This window comes from Streptomyces griseoviridis, assembly GCF_005222485.1.
In the GTDB taxonomy this organism is placed as follows: Bacteria; Actinomycetota; Actinomycetes; order Streptomycetales; family Streptomycetaceae; genus Streptomyces; species Streptomyces hintoniae.
Window position 1 is genome coordinate 3417656 of record NZ_CP029078.1, and the last position, 13366, is coordinate 3431021.

Below are 13366 nucleotides of genomic sequence, written 5' to 3' on the forward strand. Positions count from 1 at the left end.
TCACCCCAAATGCGTAGCCGCGAACATCCGTAGCACCGCCGGGAGGACGACCACCGAGGGGCCGGGGGTGGCCAGGGCCTCGGTCAGGTCCGCCTCCAGCGACTCCGGGGTCGTCCTGACCCCCGGTACGCCGAACGACTCCGCCAGGGCCACGTAGTCCGGGCGGGTCAGTTCCGTCGCCGTCGCCTCGCCGAAGGCGCCCGTCATGTACTCGCGCAGGATGCCGTAGCCACCGTCGTCGACGATCAACCAGGTGACGGAGAGGCCGAGTTGCTTCGCCGTCGCCAGCTCCGCGATCGAGTACAGGGCGCCGCCGTCGCCCGAGACGGCGAGGACCGGGCGGGTCGGGTCGGCCGCCGCCGCGCCCAGCGCCGCCGGGAAGCCGTAGCCGAGGCCGCCCGCGCCCTGGGCCGAGTGCATCTGGTTGGGGCCCTCGGGGTCGAACGCCGACCACGCCCAGTACGCCAGGATCGTCATGTCCCAGAAGGACGGGGAGGTGGCCGGGAGGGCACGGCGGACCGACTGCAACACCTGTTGTTCCAGGGTCAGTTCCTGGGAGGCGATGCGGGTCGAGACCTTCGCCAGGACCTCGGCCACCCGGTCGGGCGCCGTCGGGTCCTCGCGTCGCTCCGCCGTCTCCAGCAGGGCCTGGAGGGCCAGGCGGGCGTCCGCGTGGATGCCGAGGGCGGGGTGGTTGGACTCCAGTTTGCCGAGGTCCGCCTCGATCTGGACGACCCGGCCGCGCGGGGCGAACGTGTGGTAGTTGGAGGAGAGTTCGCCCAGGCCCGAGCCGATCACCAGCAGGACGTCCGCGTCCTCCAGGAAGTCCGTGGTGTGGCGGTCCTCCAGCCAGGACTGGAGGGAGAGCGGGTGGGTCCAGGGGAAGGCGCCCTTGCCGCCGAACGTCGTCACCACCGGCGCGTCCAGCAGCTCCGCCAGCGCGCGCAGCTTGCCCGAGGCGTCCGCGCGGACCACCCCGCCGCCCGCGATGATCGCCGGGCGGGCCGCGCGGGAGAGCAGGTCGGCGGCGACGGCGGTGAGTTCGGGGCGCGGGACCAGCTCGTCCGGGGTCGCGTCCATCGCCGTCACCACCGGGAGGGCCGTCGGCGACAGCAGCACGTCCTGCGGGATCTCCACCCAGACCGGGCCGTGCGGGGCCGTCAGCGCCGACTTCCAGGCCGCCGCCAGCGCCGACGGGATCTGCGACTGCGCGCGGACCGTGTGGACGGACTTCACCACGCCCCTGAACGACGCCGCCTGGTCGGGGAGTTCGTGGAGGTAGCCGTGACGGCCGCCGCCGAGCCCCGCCGTCGGGATCTGGCTGCTGATCGCGAGGACCGGGGCGGACGCGGACGCCGCCTCCTGGAGCGCGGCGAGCGAGGTGAGCGCGCCGGGTCCGGTGGAGAGCAGCAGCGGCGCGGCCTCGCCGGTGATCCTGCCGTACGCGTCCGCCGCGAACCCGGCGTTGTTCTCGACCCGCAGGCCGACGTACCGCAGGTCGGAGCGGCGCAGCGCGTCGAACATGCCGAGGGCGTGCTGTCCGGGCAGGCCGAAGACGGTGGTCGCGCCGAGCCCCGCGAGGGTCTCCACGACCAGGTCGCCGCCGTTGCGCCCGGCGGGCGGGTTCAGGGCGGCGGTGATCTGCGCGGCCGTGGGGCGGAGTTCCAGGTCGTGGTCGTGCGTCACTTCGAGCGAGCCTCTGCAATCTGGCGGGACATGATGGTGGTCAGTTCGTACGCGGTGTGGGAGGCGGCGACCGAGGTGATCTCGGCGTGGTCGTAGGCCGGTGCCACCTCGACGACGTCCGCCGACACCAGGTTGCAGGATGCCAGGCCGCGCAGGATCTCCAGGAGTTCGCGGGAGGTCATGCCGCCCGCCTCGGGGGTGCCGGTGCCGGGCGCGTGGGCCGGGTCGAGGCAGTCGATGTCGATGGAGATGTACAGCGGGCGGTCCCCGATGCGCTGGCGGAGCTGGTCGGCGACCTCGTCGGCGCCGCGCCGGTAGACGTCCGCGGAGGTGACGATGCCGAAGCCCATCTTCTCGTCGTCGGTGAGGTCCTGCTTGCCGTACAGCGGCCCGCGGGTGCCGACGTGGGAGAGCGCCTCGGTGTCGAGGATGCCTTCCTCGACCGCCCGCCGGAACGGGGTGCCGTGCGTGTACTCGGCGCCGAAGTAGGTGTCCCAGGTGTCGAGATGGGCGTCGAAGTGCAGCAGGGCGACCGGGCCGTGCTTCTTCGCGACGGACCGCAGCAGCGGCAGCGCGATGGTGTGGTCGCCGCCGAGGGTCATCAACCGGGCGCCGGTGCCGAGGAGTTCGTCGGCGGCGGCCTCGATGGTGTCGACGGCCTCGTTGATGTGGAACGGGTTGGCGGCGATGTCCCCGGCGTCGGCGACCTGGGCCAGCGCGAACGGGGAGGCGTCCTGCGCGGGGTTGTAGGGGCGCAGCAGCCGGGACGCCTCGCGGATCGCGTTGCCGCCGAAGCGGGCGCCCGGCCGGTAGGAGACGCCCGAGTCGAACGGCACGCCCACGACGGCGACGTCGGCGCGGCCGACCTCGTCGAGGCGGGGCAGCCGGGCGAAGGTCGCGGGGCCCGCGTACCGGGGGACGCGGGAGGAGTCGACGGGGCCGCGGGGCGTCTCGTTGCCGCTCATGGGAACTGCTCTCTTTCCTACGCTTCGTCGCGTATGTGCTGCTGTCCTGGACCTTACTGGGGGGCCGGAACCGGTTCGGAGGGGGTTTCTTCGGGGGCGCCGCGTCCGGCCAGCCGCTCGCGCCAGGCGGCGAGGACGGCCGCGTCGGTCGCGGGGGTGGCGAGGGAGACGGCGACGTAGGCCACCAGGGAGGCGGTCAGGCCCAGGTAGACGGGCTCGTTGGCGAGGATGCCGTAGCCCGCCATCAGGCCGACGACGGTGAGGCCGCCGACGGCGACGGCGGCGAGGGCGCCCTGCGCGGTGCCGCGCTTCCACAGCAGGCCGCCGAGGATCGGCACCAGCAGTCCGCCGACCAGCAGGTTGTAGGCGACGGTGAGCGCCTCGACGACGTTGTTGAGGGCGATGGCCGTGCAGATCACGGCGACGCCCATGATCAGGATGAAGACGCGGTTGCCCTTGACCTCGTCGTGCTCGCCCTCGGAGCGGCGGACCGCGCCGCGCAGCCGCGACCAGATGTCGTTGTTGGCGACGGTGGCGCAGGCGATGAGCGCGCCCGAGGACGTCGACATCACCGCGGCGAGGGCGGCGGCCAGCACCAAGCCGCGGACGCCGACCGGCAGTTCGTCCTTGACGATGGTGGCGAAGGCGTCGTCGGCGCTGGCCAGGTTCGGGTAGAGCACCTTGGCGGCGGTGCCGATGACGGCGCCTGCCACCGCGTAGACGAGACAGTAGGTGCCGGCGACGGTGCCGCCGAGGCGGGCGGTGCGGTCGCTGCGCGCGGTGAACACGCGCTGCCAGATGTCCTGTCCGATGAGCATGCCGAACGTGTAGATCAGCACGTACGTGAAGATGGTCTCGCCGCCGATGCCGAGCGGGTCGAAGTACTCGGTGGGCAGTTTCGCCCGCATCTCGGAGAAGCCGCCCGCCTTGACGACGGCGATGGGCAGGAGCAGCAGGAGCACGCCGATCGTCTTGACGACGAACTGCACCATGTCGGTGAGGGTGATCGACCACATGCCGCCGAGCGTGGAGTAGGCGACGACGATCGACCCGCCGAGGATGATCGCGAGGGTGCGGTTCATGTCGAAGAGGACGTCGAAGATGGTGGCGTACGCGATGGTCGAGGTGACCGCGAGCATCAGGGTGTACGCCCACATGACGACGCCGGAGATGACGCCGGCCCGGCCGCCGTAGCGGAGGTCGAGCATCTCGGAGACGGTGTAGACCTTCAGGCGGGCGATGCGGGCCGAGAAGAAGACGGAGAGGGCGAGCAGGCCGAGGCCGATGGTGAAGACCATCCAGGCGCCCGAGAGGCCGTACTTGTAGCCGAGGCCGACGCCGCCGATGGTGGAGGCGCCGCCGAGGACGATCGCGGCCATGGTGCCCGAGTACATGGCGGGGCCGAGGCGGCGGCCGGCCACCAGGAACTCGCTCTTCGACCTGGCGCGGCGCATGCCCCACCAGCCCATGGCCAGCATGCCGGCCAGGTAGACGACGATGACGGTGTAGTCGATGGCCATGGGGGCCTCCTTCGCGCACTCTCGGTGGCGTGTCGTGAGAGGTGGGGACTGGTCGCTCGGCGGTTCGCGGGGACATCCGCCCGTACCCGCGGCCGGCGGTCGGCGGTCGGGACTGACACTAGGTGGCTGGAAAGCGACTGCGAAGTGTACGTTTCATCCAATCGAGGTGACGTGACTGGAGGAAACGCACATCATGCCCGAGCTGCCCGTGCCGCCCACCCCGCCGGTTCCGCTCGCCGCCCTGCTGGCCCGCGAGGACCTCGCGCTGCGGCGGATCGCGGGCCCTTCGGACCCCGGGATCGTGATCCACTCCGCGCACACCTCGGAGATGGCCGACCCGTACCCGTATCTGCTGGGCGGCGAGCTGCTGCTGACGGCGGGGGTGCACATCCCGGACGCGGCGGGCTCGGGCAGCTACTTCGACGACTACGTCGGCCGGATCGTGGCGGCGGGCGGCGCGGCGCTCGGCTTCGGGGTGGCGCCGGTGCACGACACGGTGCCGCGCGCCCTGGTGGCGGCCTGCGCGGCGTACGAGCTGCCGCTCGTCGAGGTGCCGCCGCAGACGCCGTTCGCGGCGGTGGCCCGCGCGGTGTGGCAGCTGATGGCGCAGGCCAGGCTGGCGGAGCTGCGCCGGGTCACGGAGGCCCAGCAGAGCCTGGCCGCGGCGGCGTCCAGGCCCGACCCGGTCCCCTCGGTCCTGCACCGCCTCTCCCGCCGTCTCGACGGCTGGGCGGTGCTGTACGGCCCGGAGGGCACGGAGATCGCCTCGGCGGGCCCGCGCCCCGCGGCGCCGGTGGCCCACGCCCTGGCGTCCCTGACGACGGTGGTCAGGCCGGCCGACGCCCAGGCGCCGCCCGTCCCGCCGGGCCAGGCCGGGGCGCAGGGGGTGGCGTCCGCGCCGTCCGGCGGCCCGGCGGGGTCCGGCGGTCCTGGCGCGCGGCCCGCCTCCGCGACCGACACCGCCGCCGACGGCTCCCGTCTCGCCGCCTACGCCCTCGGTGCCGGGCGGGGTTTCGTGCTCGGGGTGGCCGGGGGGCGGCGGGAGCCTGGGGACCACACCATCGCGTCGGTCGCCGCCGTGCTGCTCGCGCTGCTCACCGGCGAGCACCAGAGCGCCACCGGCGCGGCCCGGGTCTCCGCGCTGGTGCGGGTGCTGCTGGGGGCGGCGCCCGCGGACGTCGCGCCGCTGCTCGGGGCCGGGCCGTGGCTGGTGGTGCACGGGCACCCGAACGCCCGTGCGACCCGGCCGGCGGCCACCGCGCGAACCGGCCGACAGGCCACCGGACGACAGGCCACCGCCGACCCGGACACCGCACGGCCCGGCGCTCCCCGCCCCGGCGCCCCCGGCTCCGACGCGCCCCTCCCCGACCCCGTGGCCGCCGCCGCGCTGGGCGCCGCGCTCGGGTCGGCGCTGGTCGACGGCGGGCCCGACGTCGTCCGGGTGCTGGTGCCGGGCGACCGGGAGATCGTCCCGCAGGACGGCTGGACCCTCGGGGTCAGCTCCCCGGCCGCCCCCGACGGCTGGCGGGACGCCGACGCGCAGGCCGCCCGCGCGCTGGCCCGCGCCCGCGCCACCAGGGTCCCGCTGGTCGGGCACGGCGGCCCGGCCGGGTTCGCCGACCTGGTGGAGACCGGCGCGGCACGGGCGCACGCCCGCGCGCTGCTCGCCCCGCTGGCGGGCTCCCCCGCGCTCACCGAGACCCTGCGCGCCTGGCTGTCCCTGCACGGCAGCTGGGACCGGACGGCGGTGGCGCTCGCCGTGCACCGCAACACCGTCCGCCAACGGGTCGCCCGGTCGGCCGCGTTGCTCGGCGCCGACCTCGACGACCCCGACGTGCGGATGGAGCTGTGGTTCGCGCTGCGGCAGGGCGAGTGACCCGTGTCCCAGCGGACGGGACCGCGAGTGACCGCGCGGCCGGCTGCCTCACAATGGGAATCATGCCGATACCCGGGACACCCAGCCGCGCCGAGCTAGTCGACCACCTCGTGAGAACCCGAATCGCGGGCGAGGTGGCGACCCCGCGCGAGAACAACCTCTCCCACTACCGCCAGCTCGCCAACGGCTCCCGCCACTACTGGCTCGGGCTCGAACTGGGCGACCGCTGGAACGACGAGCAGGACGTCCTCGCGGTGATGGCGGAGCGGGCGGGCGTCAACGACGACCCGGAGCACCGGTACGGCCAGGACACCATCGATCCGGAGCTGACCGTCGACGCCCTGGAGCGGATGGCGGCCCGGCTGCGCACGGCGGCCGAGGAGCGACAGAGCGTGCTGTTCGCGACCGGGCACCCGGGCGGTCTGCTGGACGTGCACCGGGCGACGGCCGCCGCGCTGCGGACCGCGGGCTGCGAGATCGTCGTCATCCCCGAGGGGCTCCAGACGGAGGAGGGGTACGTCGTGCAGTTCGCGGACGTGTCCGTCCTTGAGCACGGCGCGAGCCTGTGGCACACCCACTCGGGGGAACCGATGAAGGCGATCCTGACGGGCCTGGAGCGGGCCGGGCGTCCGCTGCCCGACCTGGTCGTCGCCGACCACGGCTGGGCGGGCTACGCGGGCCAGCACGGCGTGGACTCGATGGGGTACGCCGACTGCAACGACCCGGCCCTGTTCCTCGCGGAGGCCGAGGGCACCGTCCGGGTGACGGTCCCGCTCGACGACCACGTCGTCAGCCCCCGCTACTACGACCCGATGACGGCGTACCTGCTGAACGAGGCGAAGCTCGCCTAGGGCCTGTCGGGCGGAGCCCGCGGGGTCACTCCCCGCGGGGGACGCGCACCACGCCTTCCTGGACGACGGAGACGGCGAGCCGTCCGTCCTGGGTGTACATGCGGGCCTGGCCGAGGCCGCGGCCGCCGTACGCGGCCGGTGACTCCTGGTCGTAGAGGAGCCATTCGTCGGCGCGGAAGGGCCGGTGGAACCACATGGCGTGGTCGAGGGAGGCCCCGACGACGTCCCCGACGGCCCAGCCGCCGCGGCCGTGCGCGAGCAGCACGGAGTCGAGGAGGGTCATGTCGGAGACGTAGGTGGCCAGCACGACGTGCAGCAGCGGGTCGTCCTGCTCCAGCTTGCCGTTGGTGCGGAACCAGACCTGAGAGTGCGGCGGGCGCGGGGTGCCGTACTTCCCGTAGGGCGGCTCCTCGACGTAGCGCAGGTCGATGGCCTCGCGGGCCTCCAGGAACTTCTCGACGACGTCGGGCGGCAGGTGGTCGTAGCCGCGCAGCCGCTCCTGCGAGGTGGGCAGGGTGGCCGGGTCGGGCGCGGGCGGCATCGGGGCCTGGTGGTCGAGTCCGTCCTCGTACGTCTGGAAGGACGCCGACAGGGCGAAGATCGGCCGGCCGTGCTGGACGGCGACCGCGCGCCGGGTGGTGAAGGAGCGGCCGTCGCGGATGCGTTCGACGGTGTAGACGATGGGTGCGCCGGGGTCGCCCATGCGCAGGAAGTACGCGTGCAGGGAGTGCGCGTGCCGGTCGGCGGGGACCGTGCGTCCCGCGGCGACCAGCGCCTGCGCGGCGACCTGCCCGCCGAAGACCCGCGGGACGACGGCGGACCTGGACCGGCCGCGGAAGATGTCCTCCTCGATCTGCTCCAGGTCGAGCAGATCGAGGAGGTCCTGCAGTGCCTCGCTCATGGCACCTTTTCTACTGTCAGGTGATTGCGGGGGCCTTACAGGCCCATGTCCTTCGCGATGATCGTCTTCATGATCTCGTTGGTGCCGCCGTAGATGCGGTTGACGCGGTTGTCCGCGTACAGGCGGGCGATCGGGTACTCGTTCATGAAGCCGTAGCCGCCGTGCAGCTGGAGGCAGCGGTCGATGACGCGGTGGGCGACCTCGGTGCAGAACAGCTTGGCGCTGGCGGCCTCGGCGGGGGTCAGCTCGTCGGCGTCGAGGGCTTCGAGCGCGCGGTCGGCGACCGCCTCGGCGGCGTCCACCTCGGCCTGGCAGGCGGCCAGTTCGAACTTGGTGTTCTGGAAGGAGGCGACGGACTTGCCGAAGACGGTGCGGTCCTGGACGTACTCCTTGGCGAACCGGACGGCGGCCTTGGCCTGCGCGTAGGCGCCGTAGGCGATGCCCCAGCGCTCGGAGGCGAGGTTGAGGCCGAGGTAGGAGAAGCCCTTGTTCTCCTCGCCGAGGAGGTCCTCGACGGGGACCTTCACGTCGACGAAGGCGAGTTCGGCGGTGTCGGAGACCTTCAGGCCCAGCTTGTCGAGCTTGCGGCCGACGGAGTAGCCCTCGGACCTGGTGTCGACGGCGAACAGCGAGATGCCGAAGCGGCGGTCCTCGGCGGTCGGCGCTGAGGTGCGGGCGCAGACGATGACCCGGTCGGCGTGGACGCCGCCGGTGATGAAGGTCTTGGCGCCGTTGAGGACGTAGTGGGTGCCGTCCTCGGAGAGCTTCGCGGTGGTCTTCATGCCCGCGAGGTCGGAGCCGGTGCCCGGCTCGGTCATGGCGAGCGCCCACATCTCCTCGCCGGTGACGAACTTCGGCAGGTAGCGCTTCTTCTGCTCGTCGGTGGCGAGCATCTTGATGTAGGGCAGGCCGAGCAGGACGTGGACGCCCGAGCCGCCGAAGGAGATGCCCGCGCGGGCGGTCTCCTCGGAGATCACGGCCTCGAACTTGTAGGAGTCGATGCCGGCGCCGCCGTACTCCTCGTCGACGCGGATGCCGAAGACGCCCAGCTCGGCGAGTTTGTAGTAGAAGTCGCGCGGCGCCTGTCCGGCCGCGAACCACTCGTCGTAGACGGGGACGACCTCGGCCTCGATGAAGGCCCGCAGGGTCTCCCGGAACGCCTCGTGGTCCTCGTTGAACACCGTACGGCGCACCGCCGCCACCTCCGCCTTGTCACCGACTCACGCCTAAGCGCTTGCTCAGCCAACCGTACCGGCGAGTACGGACACCGTCCAGCCGTGGAGGCGGGTAACGCTCGTCACTCCTGCCCGGCCGCCGCGAAGGCACCCCTGGCCATCCGGTGCAGCAGCGCGGCCGTGGCGGCGCGGCCCGGCAGGGCGCCGGGGCGCGGCAGGTGCGGGGTGGAGTTCAGCAGGCCGAAGACGGAGTGGACGGCGGCCCGCGCGGCGGGCTCGGCGAGCGCCGGGTAGACCTGGCGCACCACCTGGACCCACAGCTCGACGTACTGCCGCTGGAGCTGCCTGACCAGCTTGCGGTCGCTGTCCCTGAGCCGGTCGAGCTCGCGGTCGTGCAGGGTGATCAGCGGCCGGTCGTCGAGGGCGAAGTCGATATGGCCCTCGACGAGCGAGTCGAGGAGCGCCCCGGGGTCGCCGTCGGCCTCGGCCACCCGGCGCTTGCCGCCGGTCAGCAGCCGGCCGCTGATGCCGACCAGCAGCTCGGCGAGCATCGCGTCCTTGCCCGCGAAGTGCCGGTAGAGGCCGGGGCCGCTGATGCCGACCGCGGCGCCTATCTCGTCGACCCCGACCCCGTGGAAGCCGCGCTCGGCGAAGAGGCGGGCGGCCTCCTTGAGGATCTGCTCGCGGCGGGTGGGGGCGTCGGTTCTGGTGGTCATGCGAACAATTCTAGACAGGGAGGTTAGCGGTCGTTAACCTGTGAGCGATGGTTAACGCTCATTAACAGTTCGACCACTGGGTTTCGACCACTGGGTGAGGGGACCGCAGGATGCAGGAGGCACCGGAGCTGACGAGCGCGGAGGACCCCGCGTCGGAGGCCTGGCAGGCCAACGAGAGGGCCCATCGGGCGCTCGCCGACGAGCTGCGCGGCAAGCTGGCCGCGGCCCGTCTCGGCGGCGGCGAGAAGGCCCGCGCCCGGCACACCGCGCGCGGCAAGCTGCTGCCGAGGGAGCGGGTGGACACGCTGCTCGACCCGGGCTCGCCGTTCCTGGAGCTGGCCCCGCTGGCGGCCGACGGCATGTACGAGGGCCAGGCACCGGCCGCCGGGGTGATCGCCGGGATCGGCCGGGTCGCGGGCCGGATGTGCGTGATCGTGGCGAACGACGCGACCGTCAAGGGCGGCACCTACTACCCGATGACGGTCAAGAAGCACCTGCGCGCCCAGGAGGTGGCCCTGGAGAACCGGCTGCCGTGCGTGTACCTGGTCGACTCCGGGGGCGCCTTCCTGCCGATGCAGGACGAGGTGTTCCCCGACCGCGAGCACTTCGGGCGGATCTTCTACAACCAGGCCAGGATGTCCGGCGCGGGCATCCCGCAGATCGCCGCGGTCCTCGGCTCGTGCACGGCGGGCGGCGCCTATGTGCCCGCGATGAGCGACGAGGCGGTGATCGTGCGCGGCCAGGGCACCATCTTCCTGGGCGGCCCGCCGCTGGTGAAGGCCGCGACCGGCGAGGTGGTGACCGCCGAGGAGCTGGGCGGCGGCGAGGTCCACGCGCGCGTGTCGGGCGTCACCGACCACCTCGCCGAGGACGACGCGCACGCGCTGCGGATCGTCAGGGACATCGTCGCGACGCTCCCCGCGCCCGCCGAGCCGCCGTGGGAGCTGCGCCCCGCGGTGGAGCCCAAGGTCGACCCGTACGGCCTCTACGGCGCCGTCCCGGTCGACTCCCGCACCCCCTACGACGTGCGGGAGATCATCGCGCGCGTGGTCGACGGCTCGCGGTTCGCCGAGTTCAAGGCGGAGTTCGGGCCGACCCTGGTCACCGGGTTCGCCCGGATCCACGGCCACCCGGTGGGCATCGTCGGCAACAACGGCATCCTGTTCTCCGAGTCCGCCCAGAAGGGCGCCCACTTCATCGAGCTGTGCGACCAGCGCTCCATCCCGCTGCTGTTCCTTCAGAACATCTCCGGGTTCATGGTCGGCAAGGACTACGAGGCGGGCGGCATCGCCAAGCACGGCGCCAAGATGGTGACGGCGGTCGCCTGCACGCGGGTGCCGAAGCTGACGGTCGTCGTCGGCGGCTCCTACGGCGCGGGCAACTACTCGATGTGCGGGCGGGCCTACTCCCCCCGCTTCCTGTGGATGTGGCCCAACGCCAAGATCTCCGTGATGGGCGGCGAGCAGGCCGCGTCGGTCCTCGCGACCGTCAAACGGGACCAGTTGGAGGCACGCGGCGAGCAGTGGTCCGCGGCCGACGAGGAGTCCTTCAAGGCGCCGGTCAGGCAGCAGTACGAGCGGCAGGGCAGCGCCTACTACGCCACCGCCCGGCTCTGGGACGACGGCGTCATCGACCCGCTGGAGACCCGGCAGGTGCTGGGCCTCGCACTGACCGCCTGTGGCAACGCCCCGCTGGGAGACCCCCAGTTCGGCGTCTTCCGGATGTGAGGAGGGGACCCGTGTTCGACACCGTGCTCGTGGCCAACCGCGGCGAGATCGCCGTCCGCGTCATCCGGACCCTGCGCGCGCTCGGCGTGCGCTCGGTGGCCGTCTTCTCCGACGCGGACGCCGACGCCCGGCACGTCCGCGAGGCCGACACCGCCGTCAGGCTCGGACCCGCGCCGGCCGCCGAGAGCTATCTGTCGGCCGAGCGCATCCTGGGCGCCGCGGCCCGCACCGGCGCCCAGGCCGTCCACCCCGGCTACGGCTTCCTCGCGGAGAACGCGGCCTTCGCGCGCGCCTGCGCCGACGCCGGGCTCGTCTTCGTGGGGCCGCCCGCCGACGCCATCGCCCTGATGGGCGACAAGATCCGCGCCAAGGAGACGGTCGCGGCGGCCGGGGTGCCGGTGGTGCCGGGCGGCCGCGACCCCGACCTCGCCGACGCCGCCCGCGCCCTGGGCGCCCCGGTGCTGCTCAAGCCGTCGGCGGGCGGCGGCGGCAAGGGCATGCGGCTGGTGCGGGAGCTGTCCGCGCTCGACGAGGAGATCGCCGCCGCCCGCCGTGAGGCGCGCGCCTCCTTCGGCGACGACACGCTCCTGGTCGAGCGGTGGATCGACCGCCCCCGGCACATCGAGATCCAGGTCCTGGCCGACGGCCACGGCAACGTCGTGCACCTGGGCGAGCGGGAGTGCTCGCTGCAACGGCGCCACCAGAAGGTGATCGAGGAGGCGCCGAGCGTCTTCCTCGACGAGGCGACCCGCGCGGCGATGGGCGAGGCGGCCGTGCAGGCGGCCCGCTCGTGCGGCTACCGGGGCGCGGGCACCGTCGAGTTCATCGTGCCGGGCGCCGATCCGTCGTCGTACTGCTTCATGGAGATGAACACCCGCCTCCAGGTGGAGCACCCCGTCACCGAACTGGTCACCGGGCTCGACCTGGTGGAGTGGCAGCTGCGGGTGGCGGCCGGGGAGCCGCTGTCGTTCGGGCAGGCGGACGTCCGGCTCAGCGGGCACGCGGTCGAGGCGCGGCTGTGCGCGGAGACGGTGTCGGTGAAGGAGGGCGCGCGCGGCTTCCTGCCGTCGGGCGGCACGGTCCTGCGGCTGCGCGAGCCCGCCGGGGACGGCGTGCGCACCGACTCCGGGCTCGCCGAGGGCACCGAGGTCGGCAGCCGGTACGACCCGATGCTGGCCAAGGTGATCGCCCACGGCCCCGACCGGGAGACGGCGCTGCGCAAGCTGCGCGCCGCCCTCGCCGAGACGGTCACCCTGGGGGTGCCGACCAACGCCGGGTTCCTGCGCCGGCTGCTCGGCCATCCGGACGTGGTGGCGGGCGAGTTGGACACCGGCCTGGTGGAGCGGGTGATGGACGACCTGGTCGACACCGAGGTGCCCGACGAGGTGTACGCGGCGGCCGCGGCCGTCCGGCTCGACGCGCTGCGGCCCGCGGGCGGCGGCTGGACGGACCCGTTCGCGGTGCCGAGCGGCTGGCGGCTCGGCGGTGAGCCGCGCCCGGTCGTCTTCCCGCTGCGGGTGCCGGGGCTCGAACCCGTCACGCGCGGTGTCGGCGGCGCCCACACCGTCACCCCCGACCAGGTCTGCGTCACCCTCGACGGCGTGCGGCACACCTTCCACCGGGCCGCCGACTGGCTCGGCAGGGACGGCGACGCCTGGCAGGTCCGCGACCACGACCCGGTCGCCGCGGCCCTCACCGGCGCGGGCCACGCGGGCGCGGACTCGCTGACCGCGCCGATGCCCGGCACGGTGACGGTGGTGAAGGTCGCCGTCGGCGACGAGGTGAGCGCCGGGCAGAGTCTGCTGGTCGTCGAGGCGATGAAGATGGAGCACGTCATCTCCGCCCCGCACCCGGGCACGGTCACCGAGCTGGACGTGACGCCGGGCACCACGGTCGCGATGGACCAGATCCTGGCCGTCGTCACCCCGAAGGAGGAGCAGCGGTGAGCG

General features: G+C 73.4%; 10 protein-coding genes. 4 read left to right on the forward strand and 6 right to left on the reverse strand.

What is annotated here, in order from left to right:
* From DDJ31_RS14315 to DDJ31_RS14325, 3 genes are read right to left on the reverse strand one after another with little or no spacing between them, the layout of a single operon-like run.
* Positions 1-1686, reverse strand: a complete 1686-nt coding sequence (locus DDJ31_RS14315; protein WP_127179900.1) for a thiamine pyrophosphate-binding protein — start codon at positions 1684-1686, stop codon at positions 1-3.
* A complete protein-coding gene (gene speB, locus DDJ31_RS14320) occupies positions 1683-2651 on the reverse strand; it encodes an agmatinase (protein ID WP_127179899.1) in 969 nt (322 codons plus the stop codon). Before speB ends, DDJ31_RS14315 begins: the two co-directional genes overlap by 4 nt.
* Before the next feature lie 53 nt (positions 2652-2704).
* Positions 2705-4171: a sodium:solute symporter gene (locus tag DDJ31_RS14325; RefSeq protein WP_127179898.1), complete on the reverse strand. Its 1467-nt coding sequence runs from the start codon at positions 4169-4171 to the stop codon at positions 2705-2707.
* A 193-nt stretch (positions 4172-4364) separates the two neighbouring features.
* Between DDJ31_RS14325 and DDJ31_RS14330 the strand changes: the two genes are divergently transcribed.
* Both DDJ31_RS14330 and DDJ31_RS14335 read left to right on the forward strand, forming a co-directional pair.
* Entirely contained in the window at positions 4365-6047 is a 1683-nt protein-coding gene (locus tag DDJ31_RS14330) for a PucR family transcriptional regulator (protein ID WP_171480825.1), read from the forward strand.
* A 62-nt stretch (positions 6048-6109) separates the two neighbouring features.
* On the forward strand, positions 6110-6898 hold the full coding sequence (locus DDJ31_RS14335; protein WP_127179896.1) for a phosphatase: 789 nt from the start codon (positions 6110-6112) through the stop codon (positions 6896-6898).
* A 25-nt stretch (positions 6899-6923) separates the two neighbouring features.
* On the opposite strand, the gene DDJ31_RS14340 is transcribed toward DDJ31_RS14335, so the two are convergent.
* From DDJ31_RS14340 to DDJ31_RS14350, 3 genes are all read right to left on the reverse strand, one after another.
* Positions 6924-7799, reverse strand: a complete 876-nt coding sequence (locus DDJ31_RS14340) for an acyl-CoA thioesterase (RefSeq protein WP_127179895.1) — start codon at positions 7797-7799, stop codon at positions 6924-6926.
* Between the two features lie 35 nt (positions 7800-7834).
* A complete protein-coding gene (locus tag DDJ31_RS14345) occupies positions 7835-8992 on the reverse strand; it encodes an acyl-CoA dehydrogenase family protein (RefSeq protein WP_127179894.1) in 1158 nt (385 codons plus the stop codon).
* 104 nt (positions 8993-9096) lie between these two features.
* Positions 9097-9690 carry an SACE_7040 family transcriptional regulator gene (locus DDJ31_RS14350; protein ID WP_127179893.1) on the reverse strand — a complete coding sequence of 198 codons (594 nt, stop codon included), beginning with the start codon at positions 9688-9690 and terminating at the stop codon, positions 9097-9099.
* Between the two features lie 110 nt (positions 9691-9800).
* Here DDJ31_RS14350 and DDJ31_RS14355 point away from each other — a divergent pair, with 110 nt between their 5' ends.
* Together DDJ31_RS14355 and DDJ31_RS14360 are read left to right on the forward strand one after the other, a co-directional pair.
* A complete protein-coding gene (locus DDJ31_RS14355) occupies positions 9801-11417 on the forward strand; it encodes a carboxyl transferase domain-containing protein (RefSeq protein ID WP_127179892.1) in 1617 nt (538 codons plus the stop codon).
* 11 nt (positions 11418-11428) lie between these two features.
* The gene (locus tag DDJ31_RS14360; protein ID WP_127179891.1) at positions 11429-13363 is read left to right on the forward strand and encodes a biotin carboxylase N-terminal domain-containing protein; all 1935 of its coding nucleotides are present in this window, start codon (positions 11429-11431) and stop codon (positions 13361-13363) included.
* Positions 13364-13366 lie beyond the last annotated feature (3 nt).

Coding starts and splice junctions, on each gene's coding strand:
- speB (WP_127179899.1), bottom strand. CDS start 2,651: ATGAGCGGCAACGAGACGCCCCGCGGCCCCGTCGACTCCTCCCGCGTC.
- DDJ31_RS14325 (WP_127179898.1), bottom strand. CDS start 4,171: ATGGCCATCGACTACACCGTCATCGTCGTCTACCTGGCCGGCATGCTG.
- DDJ31_RS14330 (WP_171480825.1), top strand. CDS start 4,365: ATGCCCGAGCTGCCCGTGCCGCCCACCCCGCCGGTTCCGCTCGCCGCC.
- DDJ31_RS14335 (WP_127179896.1), top strand. CDS start 6,110: ATGCCGATACCCGGGACACCCAGCCGCGCCGAGCTAGTCGACCACCTC.
- DDJ31_RS14340 (WP_127179895.1), bottom strand. CDS start 7,799: ATGAGCGAGGCACTGCAGGACCTCCTCGATCTGCTCGACCTGGAGCAG.
- DDJ31_RS14350 (WP_127179893.1), bottom strand. CDS start 9,690: ATGACCACCAGAACCGACGCCCCCACCCGCCGCGAGCAGATCCTCAAG.
- DDJ31_RS14355 (WP_127179892.1), top strand. CDS start 9,801: ATGCAGGAGGCACCGGAGCTGACGAGCGCGGAGGACCCCGCGTCGGAG.